The 15,874-nt window shown below is 27.9% G+C and carries 17 protein-coding genes and 1 other RNA gene; 9 read left to right on the plus strand and 9 right to left on the minus strand.

Annotation, left to right across the window (positions count from 1 at the left end):
• Positions 1-11 precede the first annotated feature (11 nt).
• On the plus strand, positions 12-1,646 hold the full coding sequence (gene pgi / locus AC2TY9_RS07380; RefSeq protein ID WP_489780303.1) for a glucose-6-phosphate isomerase: 1,635 nt from the start codon (positions 12-14) through the stop codon (positions 1,644-1,646).
• A gap of 65 nt (positions 1,647-1,711) precedes the next feature.
• Here pgi and AC2TY9_RS07385 read toward each other — a convergent pair whose 3' ends face one another.
• Complete coding sequence (locus AC2TY9_RS07385) at positions 1,712-2,539, minus strand: hypothetical protein (protein WP_489780304.1); 828 nt, start codon at positions 2,537-2,539, stop codon at positions 1,712-1,714.
• A gap of 102 nt (positions 2,540-2,641) precedes the next feature.
• Complete coding sequence (locus AC2TY9_RS07390; RefSeq protein WP_489780305.1) at positions 2,642-3,526, minus strand: esterase-like activity of phytase family protein; 885 nt, start codon at positions 3,524-3,526, stop codon at positions 2,642-2,644.
• Between the two features lie 618 nt (positions 3,527-4,144).
• On the opposite strand from AC2TY9_RS07390, the gene AC2TY9_RS07395 reads away from it, so the two are divergent.
• The gene (locus AC2TY9_RS07395; protein ID WP_489780306.1) at positions 4,145-4,306 is read left to right on the plus strand and encodes a hypothetical protein; all 162 of its coding nucleotides are present in this window, start codon (positions 4,145-4,147) and stop codon (positions 4,304-4,306) included.
• Between the two features lie 253 nt (positions 4,307-4,559).
• On the opposite strand, the gene AC2TY9_RS07400 is transcribed toward AC2TY9_RS07395, so the two are convergent.
• Positions 4,560-5,975, minus strand: coding sequence for a hypothetical protein (locus AC2TY9_RS07400; RefSeq protein ID WP_489780307.1), 1,416 nt, complete (start codon positions 5,973-5,975; stop codon positions 4,560-4,562).
• A gap of 71 nt (positions 5,976-6,046) precedes the next feature.
• On the opposite strand from AC2TY9_RS07400, the gene AC2TY9_RS07405 reads away from it, so the two are divergent.
• Positions 6,047-6,385, plus strand: coding sequence for a GrlR family regulatory protein (locus AC2TY9_RS07405; protein WP_489780308.1), 339 nt, complete (start codon positions 6,047-6,049; stop codon positions 6,383-6,385).
• 35 nt (positions 6,386-6,420) lie between these two features.
• Here the strand turns inward: AC2TY9_RS07405 and AC2TY9_RS07410 are convergent, their stop codons facing one another.
• From AC2TY9_RS07410 to AC2TY9_RS07420, 3 genes are all read right to left on the minus strand, one after another.
• A complete protein-coding gene (locus AC2TY9_RS07410) occupies positions 6,421-6,588 on the minus strand; it encodes a helix-turn-helix transcriptional regulator (RefSeq protein ID WP_489780309.1) in 168 nt (55 codons plus the stop codon).
• A gap of 79 nt (positions 6,589-6,667) precedes the next feature.
• Positions 6,668-7,747, minus strand: coding sequence for a replication endonuclease (locus tag AC2TY9_RS07415; RefSeq protein ID WP_489780310.1), 1,080 nt, complete (start codon positions 7,745-7,747; stop codon positions 6,668-6,670).
• A 70-nt stretch (positions 7,748-7,817) separates the two neighbouring features.
• Complete coding sequence (locus tag AC2TY9_RS07420; RefSeq protein WP_489780311.1) at positions 7,818-8,087, minus strand: hypothetical protein; 270 nt, start codon at positions 8,085-8,087, stop codon at positions 7,818-7,820.
• Positions 8,088-8,253: 166 nt separating this feature from the next.
• Here AC2TY9_RS07420 and AC2TY9_RS07425 point away from each other — a divergent pair, with 166 nt between their 5' ends.
• Positions 8,254-8,523 (plus strand): plasmid mobilization protein, encoded by a 270-nt coding sequence (locus AC2TY9_RS07425; RefSeq protein WP_489780312.1) that lies wholly within the window; start codon positions 8,254-8,256, stop codon positions 8,521-8,523.
• 5 nt (positions 8,524-8,528) lie between these two features.
• Here the strand turns inward: AC2TY9_RS07425 and AC2TY9_RS07430 are convergent, their stop codons facing one another.
• The 3 genes from AC2TY9_RS07430 to ssrA form a co-directional block, all read right to left on the minus strand.
• A complete protein-coding gene (locus tag AC2TY9_RS07430) occupies positions 8,529-8,900 on the minus strand; it encodes a hypothetical protein (protein ID WP_489780313.1) in 372 nt (123 codons plus the stop codon).
• A 52-nt stretch (positions 8,901-8,952) separates the two neighbouring features.
• Positions 8,953-10,182: a tyrosine-type recombinase/integrase gene (locus AC2TY9_RS07435; protein WP_489780314.1), complete on the minus strand. Its 1,230-nt coding sequence runs from the start codon at positions 10,180-10,182 to the stop codon at positions 8,953-8,955.
• 192 nt (positions 10,183-10,374) lie between these two features.
• Positions 10,375-10,773, minus strand: a transfer-messenger RNA (tmRNA) gene (gene ssrA, locus AC2TY9_RS07440).
• A gap of 151 nt (positions 10,774-10,924) precedes the next feature.
• Between ssrA and AC2TY9_RS07445 the strand changes: the two genes are divergently transcribed.
• The 5 genes from AC2TY9_RS07445 (at position 10,925) to ppk2 (AC2TY9_RS07465) (ending at position 15,651) form a co-directional block, all read left to right on the plus strand.
• Positions 10,925-12,136: a saccharopine dehydrogenase family protein gene (locus AC2TY9_RS07445; protein WP_489780315.1), complete on the plus strand. Its 1,212-nt coding sequence runs from the start codon at positions 10,925-10,927 to the stop codon at positions 12,134-12,136.
• 148 nt (positions 12,137-12,284) lie between these two features.
• A complete protein-coding gene (rd, locus tag AC2TY9_RS07450) occupies positions 12,285-12,452 on the plus strand; it encodes a rubredoxin (RefSeq protein WP_489780316.1) in 168 nt (55 codons plus the stop codon).
• On the plus strand, positions 12,445-13,584 hold the full coding sequence (gene nspC / locus AC2TY9_RS07455) for a carboxynorspermidine decarboxylase (protein ID WP_489780409.1): 1,140 nt from the start codon (positions 12,445-12,447) through the stop codon (positions 13,582-13,584). Before rd ends, nspC begins: the two co-directional genes overlap by 8 nt.
• Before the next feature lie 18 nt (positions 13,585-13,602).
• Entirely contained in the window at positions 13,603-14,523 is a 921-nt protein-coding gene (ppk2, locus tag AC2TY9_RS07460; protein ID WP_489780410.1) for a polyphosphate kinase 2, read from the plus strand.
• Positions 14,524-14,529: 6 nt separating this feature from the next.
• Complete coding sequence (gene ppk2 / locus AC2TY9_RS07465; RefSeq protein ID WP_489780317.1) at positions 14,530-15,651, plus strand: polyphosphate kinase 2; 1,122 nt, start codon at positions 14,530-14,532, stop codon at positions 15,649-15,651.
• The last annotated feature ends 223 nt before the right edge of the window (positions 15,652-15,874 follow it).

The raw sequence follows: 15,874 nt of genomic DNA on the forward strand, positions 1-15,874 counted from the left end.
AGGGTGTAATGATGGGGAAAAGAGAGGATTTATTTGCCGAGTTAAAATCAATTAAAAATGAATTAGAAAAGATTACTTTAAAGGGATTATTTAAAAAAGATCCAAAAAGATTTGAAGAGTTTTCTATTTCATTAGAAAATATGATTTTAGATTATTCTAAAATTAATATAAACAAAGATGTTATCTCAAAACTTATTGAAGTTGCAAAAGAGTGCAAGGTAGAAGAAAAAAGAGATGCCATGTTTAGTGGTGAAAAAATAAATATCACTGAAGATAGAGCAGTTTTACATACTGCACTTAGAAACAAATCTGATAATCAAATTTTTGTAGATGGAAAAGATGTAATGCCTGATATAAAAGAGGTTTTACAAAATATGAAAGAGTTTGCAACTTCTATAAGAGAAGGGAAAATTTTATCTTCATCAAATGAAAAATTTACTGATGTAATTAATATTGGAATTGGTGGTTCACATTTAGGACCAGAAATGGTTTCTCAAGCTTTAACTCCATATTGCAATGGTCCAAAAGTTCATTTTGTTTCAAATATAGATTCAGCACATTTAAGTGATACAATAAAAGATTTAAATCCTGCAACAACACTTATTATTGTTGCTTCTAAAACATTTACAACTATTGAAACTATGACAAATGCAAAATCAGCAAAAAAATGGCTTCAAGAAAGTTTAGGTGAAAAAGAAGCAAATTTACACTTTGCTGCACTGTCAACTGCACTAGAAAAAACAAAAGAGTTTGGAATAAGTGATGATAGAGTGTTTGGATTTTGGGATTGGGTTGGTGGAAGATACTCAATTTGGTCTGCTATTGGTTTAAGTGTTATGATTGCAATTGGTGCAGATGGTTTTGATGATTTTTTAGAAGGTGCATTTATTATGGATGAGCATTTTAAAACAGCCTCAATAGAAAAGAATATGCCAATGCTTTTAGGACTGATAGGTATTTGGCATAGAAATATTTGTGACTATGATACAAGGGCAATTTTACCATATGATCAAAGATTAAGATCTTTTGCTATGTATGTTCAACAGCTTGATATGGAGAGCAATGGAAAAAGAGTTACTTTAAGTGGTGAAGAGTTAAAAATAAAATCTGGACCAATTGTTTGGGGTGAACCAGGAACAAATTCACAACACTCATTTTTTCAGCTTTTACACCAAGGTAAAGATATTATTCCGTGTGAATTTATGCTTGCAGTAAACAATCATGAAAAAGAAATGGATATACATAATGATTTGCTAATGGCAAATTGCTTAGCTCAAAGTCAAGCTATGATGAATGGTAGAGATTTAGATGAGGTTAGAACTATTTTAAAAGACTCAGGATTATGTGAAGAAAAGATTGAAGAGTTGGCACCCCATAAGGTTTTTGAAGGAAATAGACCATCTTCTACATTGATTTATAAAAGATTAGATCCTAAAACCTTAGGTAAAATTATTGCCCTTTATGAGCATAGAGTTTTTGTAGAAGGAGCAATTTGGGATGTTGGTTCTTTTGACCAATGGGGAGTAGAACTTGGAAAAGAACTTGCCACAAAAATGGTTTCATTTATTCAAGATAATTCAGAAGATACAAAATTACTTGATTCTTCAAGTAAAGGTTTATTGGATACGATTAAAATCTGGAGTTAAAATCAAAAAGTATAAATTCTATTAAGAAAGAGATTTTAGAGATATTAACATAATATCTCTTTTGCTTATCTAATTACATTATCTATTGGTTCAATAACACTATATAAAAATTGATTATTTTTAAAAACTGTTTTTGAAATAATTCCAACAAGCTTATTATCTTGGAATACACCTCCACCACTATTTGATGGTATTGCTAAACAATTACTTCTAATCTCAGTACTTTTATCTAAATCTGCTAAATCTAAAGATTGTGTTATGGCACTAATACCTACTTTTGCTTCATAAAATTTACAATTTCTTTCTTTGATTAATGTATTATAAAACATACCCACTTTTGACATTGAATAGTATGTGAATATACCAGTCTTATTTAAATCTAGTTTATGGGTTTGAAGTTTAGATATAGTATTGCTTTTTATATAACTTAAGTCATTTTTTAGATGTTTTGAATCTTTTATATTACAATGTTTTGCTGTGTAGATTTTGTCTTTTGCATGTACCCCATTGCATTTTTCAAATTTTATAAAGTGTTTATAATCTGTGTTAAATTTAGGAATAGATTGTTGAGTATAAATATATTTAGGAACTTGCTCTAAATTTGAATCAGGATGGATATAGTTAGGAATTAATTTTTCAAGATAAGTATTAATTTTTTTTATATTATCATCCATCGCTTCTAATGTAAATTCACTTTCAGGATTTACTTTTAAAGAGTCTTTAAATTTTAATAAGCAATTTTTTGTTGATTTTAAATAGATATACATTAATCTAGTGTTGTTACTAAACTTTTTTGCCTTAGAGTATTTTTCTATACAGGTATCCCATGAAACAGCAAAAAGAACATTTGTAAGTAGAATAAAAAATGTAATACCCTTTAATATAAAATTCATAATATAGAATTATACCATATAATATGACTTTTATATACAAATGGTGTATAAAAAGTAATAGACTTGAAAAAAATCTTTACTTTTTATATCTTCTCTATAATTTTATTTAATTTTGAATGCTTTAAATAAAGCATCAACTTGGCCTTGCCCATCATTTATTAGTAGGTAAATATCATTGATTTTTGTGATACCTTCAAAGTTACCAGCTTCCCATAATGCTTTGTATATAATCTCATTATTACAAATATTTTTATTTTTACATTCATCGTTAATAAAAACTTTTTTAAGTGTAATATAAAAATCTGTTGTATTACTTTGTGCTCTTTCTAATACAATTAAATTACCATCATCTGTAGTTTCTAAAGCTGTTACAGAAGATTGGTCGTAGTCCTCAGCTACAAAATTCCAAGAGTCTCCATATAAGCTGTAGATTGTTTGGTCAGTTAGTGCCTTTTTATCTATTGGTTGCTCAGCCGCTGTTAATATACCAAACGTATCGTTATATGTAACCGCTTCAAATTTTGTATTTGTGCTATTAAAAGTAGCATTTTTTAAAACATCAGGTAAATCATAGCTTCCGTTTATTCCTCCTTCACTAGTAAGAGGGAAAATACTAGAATTTGCACCTTCTGTAGAAAGTATTAATTCACCTGTTTCTGGGTTATGAGTAAGTCCTTCTGCATCAATACTACTAAAGTCATGGGTGATACTAGTAGAAGAGATATAATCCAAAGTAATCATATCTTCAATTACTTTTACACTACATTGATAGAAATTACCTTTATCTCCTATGATGTAAAGAATTTGTTTTGTGTCGTCATATGCTAAATCTGATGCTTCACTTAGATTCTGCGCACAACCATTATCAGTAACTTCAACCTCTAAATAGTTAGCTGATTTTTTGATTACTGATTTTTCCGTAGGTACACATCCACTTAACAATGCAGTAATTACAAATATAGATAGTGTTGAAAAGAGATTTTTCATTTTAGATCCTTTTTCTATTAATTGGTTCATTCTGAACAAGTACTATAAGTATTATATTTTAATATTTATTAATTATTATTTAAAATAATATTATAAAAGTAATTTTTTTAGAATAAAATAAGTTCCATAAAATAGGGAATTTGTATATAAGATAATCAAAATATATAAAAATTATTTAATTAATAAATAATGTTATTTATTTTAAGTTAGTTTTATGTCTTAAATATGGTGTTCAGGATTAAAGTCTCCACGAATTATGTTAATTTAAGAATAGTATTTGTTTTACACCTCAAAGATTAACATCATAGAAGTATTCAAGTAGAAGTTTTATATTTATTTAACCATATGTTAAAAAAATTAAATTATAAAGTGTGTATGATATCTGAAATAATCTTATTTATAATAAGCAATTTTTTGTTGATTTTAAATAGATATATTTTAATCAAGTATTGTAACTAAACTTTTTTATTAGAGCATTTATCTATATAATAATATTTATAAAGCCTTTAATAGAGTATTTTAAAATATTTATAATTTAATAAAATCTAATATATAATATTAAAATATTCATTGACATTATTTTATTCTTAAAGTATAATTTCGCACAAGGGAGAGATTATGGATAGGGTATATGTTGCATTACTTTTAGTTATTGTTGCTATTTCTGGGATTTTTGGTATTAGAACTTTTCTTGAGGAAAGTACTAGTTCTCTTGAATCTACGGCAGTTGCTAAAATAGATAAATTTATGGAAGAAAATCCAACAGCGTCTGGAAAGTAGGAATTTAAAACTTATCACTTAATATATGGTATGGTGGGGTGTCCGGGATATAAGTAGCACTAAAATAAAAGCTTCATAAGAGATTTTTGAAAATAACCCCTTATAAAACCCCTTAAAATATTTTACTTGTAGGTGAAGTATAAATTAATATAAATTAAAAACCTAATTAAATTAGTATATTTCAAAGATCTATTTATTTCATAATGATTATTTTATTTTTGAAAACTCCTATAGATATTAAATACCTTTAAAATTAAGATGTTAAATCAGAAATATCATATTTTGTTTTTACAGTTGCTATTAATGAATCAATTTTCTTATTTATATCAATAATTTCATTATCAGATATAGTATTTTCTTTTTTGCTAATAGTGAAATCTAATATATTATTAATCAATTTATCAATAATTTTTTCTGTTTTATTATCCATGTTTTGACCTTTATTTACTTCAACTAGTGCTTCTAATGATTGATTAACCTCATGAATCAATATAAATCTTTTATTTATATTTTCAATTTGATTAGATTTAATATTTGCTTGTCTAATAAATAAAAAACCTATTAGAGTGGGAAAAATTATAGGAAAAATATGTGCTAAATAAAAACTAAAATTGGCATTTTTAAATTCTATCATTCCTTCATAACAAAATATATAAACTAAAATTGCTCCAAATAGTCCACCTGCTAGCATAAACATTCTTTCTGCATTTAAATTAAAATTATTTTTTTCTTTTGCATAATCATTTTTTAAAGCTTTCAATTCTGGAGAAGGATTCTTTAGTTTTTTAATTGCTTTTGTAATTTTTTCTTTTTCTTCAATTATAAGTTTCTCTTCTTGAACTTTTTTTGCTAACTCTTCTTTTAACTTACTTTCTTTTTCAAGTTGTTTATTATACTCTTGGTTTTTTATTTCAAGTTCTTTTTCAAGTCTTTCTCTTTCAAGTTTTTCTGAACGTAGTTCGTTGGTCTTATCATTATTTTTATTTTCTAATTCTTTTAATTTTTTAGTTATTGTATTAATTTGATTTATTGTACGAGTTGAATTTTCTGTTGAATGAATCGTTGATATATTATCAAGTTCTTGTCTTAATCTCTCAAGATTAATTTCTATACTGTTAATTATGCTAATATCTTTAGTATTCATAAACTTGATAAATGATTGATTCACTTTAGATAATAATGTATCAATAAGTATTATACTATCAAGTGAGTATTCAGTTGTATCCTTTATTTCAAGCTTTTCAATTGACATAAATAGTGAATCAATTATACCTGTATTATTTAGGCGTGAAAAAGTTTTTTCTTTAAAAATAAAATCAATTATTTCTCTAATTCCATTTATGATTTCTTTTTTTATTAAAGGCATTAATTGATTAATTTTTTTTCTAATTTCTTTCTCATTAGATAATTTTTTTTCTAATAACTCATTAAAGTTGTATAATGATATGTAATGTTCTTTTAATTCTTTTTCAATATATTTTAAATCTTCAGGAAAAAATTTAGAATTTTCAAGATTAAGAAAAGATTTTTTCAGTTTTTCATCTTTTAATGATTTTTCTTGTCTTTTTACTTCTTTTATATCTTTTTTTATTTTTTTTATCTCATCTACAATTTCTGATAAACTGGATATAAATTCTTTTAATTTTATAAAGTTTTTATTTTTATACATATTAGGCACTTTTATGATATTTTTTTGTATTATATCTTTAAATAATAAATATATATATTAAAGGTTTGAATATGGAAAATGGTATTTATGGTATTGAATTTCAAGCGATGGATAGACAAGGAAGTGGGACTATTGTAATTGAAGATGGTAAAATAAACGGAGGAGATTATGGATTTACATTCGTTGGTTATTTAGATATTGAGGGATTTGAATTAAGTGGGACAATTATAGTTAATAAATGGCTTGAAAAAGCAGACCCCTTAATACCCAATTTAGATTCATATACTCTTAAAATCAATGGTACTTTAATTGATGAAAATAAAAAGTTTGAAGCTGAAGGAATTATTGAAGAATTAAATAATATTAAATTAAAGATACATGGTAAAAAAGTACAAAATATATACTCATAATCATAAAGTTAAGTAAGTATTATGGAGTGAGAGGGTCAAAACTGACCCATCCACTCCTGAACTTTAGATTGTTCCCAAACAGTAATTCTAGGACTAAGTTTAATAGGTTGAGGAAACTTATCTTCTCTAACCCATAACCAAATTGTACTCTTTGCAATACCTGTCATTTTCATAACTTCTGTTATTCTCAAAAAATTGCTCATAATGTTAATATTCCTTCCTTTTATTTGTTTAAGGGAGGATGTTCCATCCTCGTATCTGTATATTCTTTTCAAAAAAGAATCAAAAATCTTGTATTGAAATAGATTCAATCTTAAAATTCTCATTTCTTTGATAAACCAACTCGTCGCCATCAAATACTTCCATTACTTTTGCTAAGTTATCAGCTCTTACAAATACATCCAAAGACTTTGACCTAACTTTCATTGTTAGTTCTCCTAAAGTATATTTGTAATGAAGTAATCTATATAAAGATAATGGAGCTAATGTTCTACTAGAGTTAAATCTAATTACTCTGTTCATTGAATACCAAGCATTAATATATTTCTCTTTCTCTGTAAGCTTTGATTGCTTTGAAAGAGGCAAGGTTTTGTTTATATATTTCATAATATATGCACTTGCATTTCTAATGTTAGTTTCAATCTTATTGGACTTTTGAAAAAACAATCTATTAAAAGCCTTTACAACTCTATCAACGCAAGATTTAGGAATAAACATAAGTATATGAGTATGTGGAGTTCCATCCTTATGAGGCTCATTTACTCTATAGTAAACTCTTTCATCTGTTGAAAGTTCTTTTAAACTTCTGTCATGTCTTAGTCTTGCAAACATTTTTGTAAGTTCTTTATTTGCTTCTCTTGGAGCAATACCATTGTACAATGGATTTGGAATCAAATTCTTAGTAACTCTATGAGTTTTCATTTTATGATATTCACTTGGAAGTGTAATTGTCATAAACAGTGGAACCAAGTTTCTAGACTCTGCATCCTGAACTAAAGTATTGATTCTATTTTGAATCTCTGCATAATATCTATTTGCATTTACATTTGCTGACATGGTAATGTCTGCTAAGGGAATGTATTGCTCTGTTATCTTGTCATAAAGACAAGTTTTATTTAGATACTCCATTTGTCTTTGCCTATGCATTTTTATTGTTTTAAAATCTATTTCACTCAAACCATAGTGTTTGGGTGGACCACTGTAAGAGATTTCTTGATGATTTTCTGATATGTCCACAACTTTTTTATAAATAGTCAAGGGATGCTCATCGGAAGTTAAAAAATGCGAGCCGCATTTTTGTAACTCCGTTTCGCAATCCTCAATCATTGCATCAAAGTTAAGGTCATCTATAGTAAGATTCATTTTATATATCCTTTCATCAGGGTATTTAGTCTTTGGAAAGTAAACGCCAATAAACTTTCCTTAGACAACTTTAGATTGCTGTAAGTGATATTGGACTTCTAGAGTACAAATTACAAAGCACTTCAACTTTTTGACCTTTTTTATCCTTGTATTTATGTAAATTATTTGCATCTACTTTCACATCACAAAGTTCAGATTTGACCTGACCATTTTTTAATGTTTCTTCTACAAGAATTTGAAGACCATATGTCTTTTCAGAACTAGCCTCACCCGTTTCTTTATTTACATATGGAACTCTTTCATATGTATCTATGATTGTCCCTTTTAAATTTAGTTGCATAATTGCTCCTTTTATGTTAAAATGTACCCATAAATTAACTATAAGGTATCTTTTAAATATATATACATTCTGTATATACAATTGTATATACCCTTTATTATATTTATGGGTACCCTAATAGTAATGGAAATAAACTTAATTTTAACTTAGTCTAAAAGGGTATAATATGACTGAAAAAGAACTTGTTACAACAGAAAAAACAGTAGGAAGACCTGTAGAATCAAATCCTAGAAGTGTACAACTTAAAATTAAAGTTACAGAAGAAGAAGCAAAAAAAATAGAAGAATTAGCAAAAAAAATGGAAATGACTAAATCTAGACTAATTAGAAATCTTCTTTTAGGTGGTTTAGATGATGCCGTTTTTTTAAATAAGATAGGTATTTTACCACTCGTAAAAAATCTTAGAGATTTAAAAGATAAATTGAGTGGGGTTTAGATACCCTACTTATTCACAAAACTGTAGTAATAAAGAAATGGTTGAAGTCCTATTTTATATCTTTCAATATATTCATAATAAGAATAAAATGTTTCACCATTATTAATTGAAATACCTTTTCTCTTTTCACCAACTTTTATCAATGCATAGAATTTAAAACTATTATCAAATTCTTTTTTATTTAAATCACATTGCTCATATACTACACCAACTAAATAATTGTCTTTATTAGTATAAAAATCATGTTTTTTTGGTTCTTTCAACCAATGCACTACCTTTTTACATTTGAATTTATTAACATTAGTATTTGATGTATCTATTAAATCATGACTAAATAAAATAGAAGAGTAGAAGTAGAAAATTAATATTAGTCTCATAATCATCCTTTAAATATAATGATGAAGATTATAGTTTAATAGATATTATGTTTTACTTTATTTTATCTAAATAATTAGCATACCATTCAATTAAACTTCTCATACTATCTTTATATGAAGCTCTATTATATGCATCTTTGATTTTATTTTTTTCTTTATGAGCAAGTAGGGCTTCTATAACTTCACCAGTAAATTTATGTCCTGCTTCATGATTGGCATTTTCATAGGCAATAGTTGAAAACATACTTCTAAATCCATGAGGTACAAAATCATCTTTTGTATAACCCATTCTTCTTAACGCAGATATTAAAGTGTTGTCACTCATAGGTCTATTAAAGTCTCTAAAACTTGGAAATACATATTTACTTTTCGAACTATATTGTTTAACTTCATTCAAAATATCAATAACTTGTTGTGGTAATGGCAATATAAATTCTGTTTTTGTTTTCATTTTATTTGCAGGTATTATCCATTGCTTATTTTCAAAATCAATTTCTGACCATTCACAATGTCTAATATTATAACTTCTAACAAAAACATATGGCAACATTTTTAAAGCCATTTTTGTTGTATAATCTCCTGAATAATCATCAATAGCAAGTAGTAAACCTTTAATATCTTTTTCTTTTGTGAAAGTAGGATAGTGTTTTTTCTCGACTCTACCTATAATAGTATTTTGGTCAATATCTGCAATTATGTTATGTGGTATATATTCTAGTGTAACAGAGAATTTATATATTTTGTTTAATAACATATACACTCTTTTTGCAGTTTCTTTTAATTCTTTATTTTTTAAATCTTGCAGTATTTCAATTATGTCTAATCTTGATATTTCATCTAATGGTTGATTTTTAATAAAAGGATAAACATAATTTTCCAATGCTTTATCTAATTTATCTAAATATTTTTCTGTTACTTGATCACTATAAAATGTAAGCCATTTTTGAGATGCAAAATAAAAAGTATTGGTTTTTTTGATTTCTTTTTCAATTAAATTAGATTTTTTTTGTTTTTTTAGTTCATTGATATCAATACCCTCTGCAACTAATGTTTTTAGTTCTTCTCTCATTTCTCTTGCTTTTGCAAGTGTTATAATAGGAAAGACTCCAAGTGCATATTCTTTTTCTTTATTTAGGTATCTATATTTTAATATCCATCTTTTGGTGCCATTAGGTAGAATTAAAAGGTTTAATCCTCCTCCATCACTTAATTTATATTTTTTTTCTTGAGGTTTAGCATTTGTAATTTCTTTTACGGATAACGGTTTTGTCAGTCTTGCCATTTTATGACCCCTTATTTATAAGGGGTTTAATATTCATAAAAAAGGGTTTGAAAAATATAACCCCTTAATAAACACCCTATAATATTTAGATTTTGATATTTTTGATTATATCTCAATAGACAAATCATGTCAAGATAAGTTCGATTATATGGTAGCTTGCTATACTTTTTTAGATTTTCTTGAATGGTATCTTGGTGGAGGTGTCCGGGATTGAACCGGAGTCTTAAAACAGCTACTACCAGCGTCTACATGCTTAGAAAGGTTGAAAAATTTCACTTTACAACTACTCAACCTGCAAGGCAATTACAAAGCTAAGATTTAAAATGTCTCAAATTAGCCAAATCAACTCTAAGATGATAATCTATCTAGGGTGAACCCACTAAAATCTACATAGATAGAATCAGTAGTGTGAGCCTCCGAGGTCTCAACCCGTTAGGGGAGTCCTATAAGTTATATAAACTTACGCAGCTTTTGCGTAAGCTGGAGCGTAATCAGTATTGTTTGCGTCTAAAAAAAATGAGCCGCTTAACGGCATGCTCAGGCCGACATGCAACTAATCCTCACTGCTCTAATCGATACCATGTCACCCCCACATAAAAGTGAGAAGCGAATTATATCAGAAGAATCAATGATTTTCAATTAAATTATTTAAATTTTTTTTTGATTGTAATTTAAATGAATAAATTAACAGCTTTTTACGAAATTAATTATATAATATCAGATATTTTCAATGGAGTTTTTTATGGAAAAAAAAGGAATTTTAATAATAGGTGCTGGTGGAGTTAGTAGAGTTGCTACAACTAAATGTGCAATGAATATTGATACATTTGAAAAAATAACATTAGCTTCAAGAACAATCAAAAGATGTGACTCAATTGCCATGGATATAAAATCACGATTGGGTGTTGAGATTCAAACTGCACAAGTTGATGCAGATAATGTAGAACAATTAGTAGAATTGATTAAAGAATTAAAACCTAAAATTGTTTTAAATGTTGCCTTACCTTATCAAGATTTAACTATCATGGATGCTTGTACAAAATGTAAGGTTGATTATGTTGATACTGCAAATTATGAGCATCCAGATGAAGCAAAATTTGAGTACAAAGAACAATGGGCAAGAGATGAACAGTTTAAAGAAGCTGGAATTAAAGCATTATTAGGTTCAGGGTTTGACCCAGGCGTTACTGGAGTTTTTTGTGCATACGCGCAACAAAACTTATTTGATGAAATTCACTACATTGATATTATGGATTGTAATGCAGGGGATCATGGTTATCCCTTTGCTACAAATTTCAATCCAGAGATTAACTTGCGAGAAGTAAGTGCAAATGGAAGATATTGGCAAAAAAATGATGAAGGTGTAGGGGAATGGATTGAAACAAAACCATTAGAGATTAAAGTTGAACACGACTACCCAGAAGTTGGTGTTAAACCTTCATATCTTTTATACCATGAAGAGCTAGAATCTTTATCTAAAAACATAAAAGGTTTAAAAAGAATTAGATTTTTTATGACATTTGGAGATTCTTATATTCAACATATGAACTGCTTACAAAACGTAGGTATGCTTGGAATTGAGCCCGTGATGCACAAAGGTGTTGAGATTACTCCAATTGAGTTTTTAACTACACTTCTTCCTGACCCTGCAAGTCTTGGACCAAGAACAGTTGGAAAAACAAATATTGGTTGTATCATTGAAGGTATTAAGGATGGGGTTAAGAAAAAAGTTTATATCTATAATATATGTGACCATCAAGAGTGTTACAAAGAAACAGGAGCACAAGCAGTTTCATATACAACAGGAGTTCCTGCAATGATTGGTACAAAAATGTTGTATAAAGGTATTTGGGATGGAAAAGGTGTATTTAATATAGAAGAGTTTGATGCTAAACCTTTTATGGATGAGTTAATGACACAAGGGTTACCTTGGAAAATCCTTGAACTAGAATAAAAGTCTTGTTGAGTTTCTTCGTTTACAAAAAGATAAAAAACTAGTCACTTACTATTAGTAAGCTCCTAGCTTTTTACTTTTCAAGCCTTGAATCTCATAAAGCTTTTTATTCTGTTCATGAATACAAAATTATAAAAAAGGATAATCTATGAAATATATTTGTACAGTTTGTGATTATATTTATGACCCAAAGATTGGGGATGAAGAGAGTGGTATTGCACCTGGAACTGCATTTGAAGATATTCCAGATGATTGGGAATGTCCAGATTGTGGTGTAGGTAAAGAGGATTTTGAACCTTATAATGAAGATGATTAATATAGTTAACAGTATCGAAGAACTTCCCAGTCCAGCTTTTATTTGTGAAGAAGAGCTTCTTAAAAAAAATCTTGAGCTTTTAAAAAAGGTTCAAGATGAATCAGGGGTAAAAATTCTTTTAGCACTAAAAGGTTTTGCCCTTTGGTCAACTTTTGATTTATGTAAAGAGTTTTTGCAAGGCTGCTGTGCCTCAGGGTTGCATGAAGCCCTTTTAGCAAAAGAGGAATTTAATAAAGAGGTTCACACCTATTCTCCAGCTTTTAAAGATGAAGAGATTGATGAAATTATTCAATTATCAAATCATCTTGTTTTTAATTCATTTAATCAGTTAAATAGATATAGAGATAAAGCAAGGGGAAAAACCTCTATGGGTTTAAGGGTAAACCCAGAATATTCTTCTGTTGAGGTTGATTTGTATAATCCTTGTGGTTTAAATTCAAGACTTGGCATCACAAGAGTAAATTTTCAAGGGGACAATTTAGAAGATATTGATGGTTTACATTTTCATGCTTTATGTGAACAAAATGTTGATGCATTGCAAGGGGCTTTAAAAAACTTTGAGGAAAAGTTTGGTGAGTTCTTACCTCAAATGAAATGGGTTAATTTTGGTGGAGGACATCATATTACAAGAGCTGATTATAATGTTGAAGGTTTAATTAGTTTATTAAAAGATTTCAAAAGTAGATATCCTCACCTTGAAGTATATATGGAACCAGGTGAAGCAGTTGGGTGGAAAACTGGATACTTAATGGCTACTGTTTTAGATATTGTAAACAATGGGATGGATATTGCTATTTTGGATACCTCTGCTGAAGCACATATGCCAGATACATTAGCTATGCCTTATAGACCTGATATTAGAAATAGTGCACTTGCAAATGTAAAAAAACACACATATAGGTTAGGTGGAAATACTTGCTTGGCAGGTGATATTATTGGGGACTATTCCTTTGATAAACTACTAAAAGTAGGGGATAAAATAATTTTAGAAGATATGATTCATTATACTATGGTTAAGACAACTACCTTTAATGGAATTAAGTTACCATCTATAGTGATAAAAAATATTAAAGGAAGTTACCAAATTGTAAACAATTTTGGATATAATGAGTACAAATGTAGACTTTCATAAAGGGGAGATGGTATGACTATGGGACAGGAAAGACAGATTATAAATGAAGAGTTTAAAGATGAAGAGGAAATAGATACCCATAAAGATATCAAACATAATAGAGATAGTAAGAGGGAAAGAGAAGAGATTAAAAAAAGGGGAGACAAGGTTCAAATTTGGGTTAAGAAAGAAACTCTTGAATATGAAAAAGAGTTAACTTTACTTCAAATTGAACTTTTAAAATTTCAAAATTATGTAAAGGAAAAAGGTCTTAAGGTTCTAATGCTTTTTGAAGGAAGAGATGCCGCAGGTAAAGGTGGAACTATAAAAAGAATCACCGAACATCTAAATCCAAGGGGTGCAAGAGTTGTTGCATTAGAAAAACCAAGTGATATTGAAAAAACACAATGGTATTTTCAAAGATATACAAAACACTTACCAAGTGCAGGTGAAATAGTTTTATTTGACAGGTCTTGGTACAACAGAGCTGGAGTTGAACCAGTTATGGGGTTTTGTTCATCTGAAGAGCATCATGAGTTTCTAAGGGAAGTTCCTGAATTTGAGAAAATGCTTGTTAAATCTGGAATTATTTTATTGAAATTTTACGTATCAGTATCAAAAGAAGAACAAGCAAGAAGATTTGCAAAAAGAGAAACTGATCCTTTAAAACAATATAAATTAAGTCCAGTTGATAAAGAATCTCAAAAACTTTGGGATAAATATACTATTGCAAAATTTTCTATGTTGATGGCTTCAAATAGTGACCATGCCCCATGGGTAGTAGTGAAAAGTGATAATAAAAAGAAAGCAAGAATAAATTGCATAAAGCATATTTTATCTAGTGTAAAATATCCAAGTAAAGTTGATAATAAGCAATTGAAAGTTGACAAGAAAATAGTAATTTCAGGTTCAGAAGAATTAGAAGTTATGGAAGATGAAAATAAATTTGCAAAGGCCTAAGAGAAAATGAATTTAAGTGATTTTGAAAAAACAAATTATAGTGGACTATATATCTCAAAAGCTACACATCCTGCTTTTGGAAAAAAATATATTGCAAGATTTCAATATGATAAAAAAAGATATGTAAAAGTATTAGGTTATACAAAAAAAGATAATCTTACAAAAAAATCTGCATTAAATTTAATGCAAAAATTTAAAGATTCAGTTATCAATGAAAATACACTAAAAGAGACTAAAGAAATTATAAAACCAGAAAAAAGTATCTCAGATAAGAAATATGAAGATTTGATTGAAGAAAATAAAATACTAAAAGGAATTTTAGGGAATTTTCAAAATGTAGACCCTCAAGTTTTACATGATGGTATTCAAAAAATTTATGACCTAGAAGAGTTAAAATCGTATCAAATTGAGTTAATTAAACTTCAAAACTATTTAGAATCTCAAAATAAAAGAATGATTATTCTTTTTGAAGGAAGAGACGCATCAGGTAAAGGTGGTGCAATTAGACGAATTACAAGATATATGAATAACAAACACTACAGAGTTGTTGCACTAGGTAAGCCAACTGATACTCAAAAAAATCAATGGTTTTTCCAAAGATATATTGAACATTTCCCAACAGGTGGAGAGATGGTTTTATTTGATAGGTCTTGGTACAACAGAGCAATGGTTGAGCCAATCTTTGGTTTTTGTACAAAAGAGGAACATGAAATCTTTATGGAAGATGTTGTGAACTTTGAGCAAGATTTAGTTAGACAAGGAATGATCTTAATCAAGCTTTATTTCTCTGTTTCAAAAGAGGAGCAAAAAAGAAGATTTGATAGAAGAATCAATGATCCTTTAAGACATTGGAAGTTTTCTGAAGTTGATATGCAAGCACAAGATTTATGGTCTGAATTTTCTGAAAAGAAATATGAGATGTTAAGACGTACTTCTTCACGATCAGCGCCATGGTATGTTGTAAGAAGTGATGATAAACAAAAAGCAAGATTAGAAGCAATGAAAATTATACTTAACTCTGTTGACTATGATGGAAGAAGTTATAAGTTAGATTTTGAACCAAATGAAAATATTAATATCTCTGTTCAAAAAGAATTAATGCAAATGAGAAAATCTCAAAACTATTAGTTTTGAGATTTTTTAATCTTTCATATTTAATCTTGATTATATGAAAAAATCTATTTTTTTTGTTTTAATACTTCTTGTTTTCTCTCTGTTTTTTAAAGTACAAAAAAATGATTTAACTTATTCTTTTTATTCTTGGGAAAACAGTTTTTCTCTTGAAAATACAAAAGAAAAATTATATATAAAAATTTTAGATATTGATTATTCAAATAAATTAGAAGCAATA

This window comes from Arcobacter sp. ISO1, from assembly GCF_058105185.1.

Coding starts and splice junctions, on each gene's coding strand:
- pgi (WP_489780303.1), top strand. CDS start 12: ATGGGGAAAAGAGAGGATTTATTTGCCGAGTTAAAATCAATTAAAAAT.
- AC2TY9_RS07385 (WP_489780304.1), bottom strand. CDS start 2,539: ATGAATTTTATATTAAAGGGTATTACATTTTTTATTCTACTTACAAAT.
- AC2TY9_RS07390 (WP_489780305.1), bottom strand. CDS start 3,526: ATGAAAAATCTCTTTTCAACACTATCTATATTTGTAATTACTGCATTG.
- AC2TY9_RS07395 (WP_489780306.1), top strand. CDS start 4,145: ATGGATAGGGTATATGTTGCATTACTTTTAGTTATTGTTGCTATTTCT.
- AC2TY9_RS07400 (WP_489780307.1), bottom strand. CDS start 5,975: ATGTATAAAAATAAAAACTTTATAAAATTAAAAGAATTTATATCCAGT.
- AC2TY9_RS07405 (WP_489780308.1), top strand. CDS start 6,047: ATGGAAAATGGTATTTATGGTATTGAATTTCAAGCGATGGATAGACAA.
- AC2TY9_RS07410 (WP_489780309.1), bottom strand. CDS start 6,588: ATGAGCAATTTTTTGAGAATAACAGAAGTTATGAAAATGACAGGTATT.
- AC2TY9_RS07415 (WP_489780310.1), bottom strand. CDS start 7,747: ATGAATCTTACTATAGATGACCTTAACTTTGATGCAATGATTGAGGAT.
- AC2TY9_RS07420 (WP_489780311.1), bottom strand. CDS start 8,087: ATGCAACTAAATTTAAAAGGGACAATCATAGATACATATGAAAGAGTT.
- AC2TY9_RS07425 (WP_489780312.1), top strand. CDS start 8,254: ATGACTGAAAAAGAACTTGTTACAACAGAAAAAACAGTAGGAAGACCT.
- AC2TY9_RS07430 (WP_489780313.1), bottom strand. CDS start 8,900: ATGAGACTAATATTAATTTTCTACTTCTACTCTTCTATTTTATTTAGT.
- AC2TY9_RS07435 (WP_489780314.1), bottom strand. CDS start 10,182: ATGGCAAGACTGACAAAACCGTTATCCGTAAAAGAAATTACAAATGCT.
- AC2TY9_RS07445 (WP_489780315.1), top strand. CDS start 10,925: ATGGAAAAAAAAGGAATTTTAATAATAGGTGCTGGTGGAGTTAGTAGA.
- rd (WP_489780316.1), top strand. CDS start 12,285: ATGAAATATATTTGTACAGTTTGTGATTATATTTATGACCCAAAGATT.
- nspC (WP_489780409.1), top strand. CDS start 12,445: ATGATTAATATAGTTAACAGTATCGAAGAACTTCCCAGTCCAGCTTTT.
- ppk2 (WP_489780410.1), top strand. CDS start 13,603: ATGGGACAGGAAAGACAGATTATAAATGAAGAGTTTAAAGATGAAGAG.
- ppk2 (WP_489780317.1), top strand. CDS start 14,530: ATGAATTTAAGTGATTTTGAAAAAACAAATTATAGTGGACTATATATC.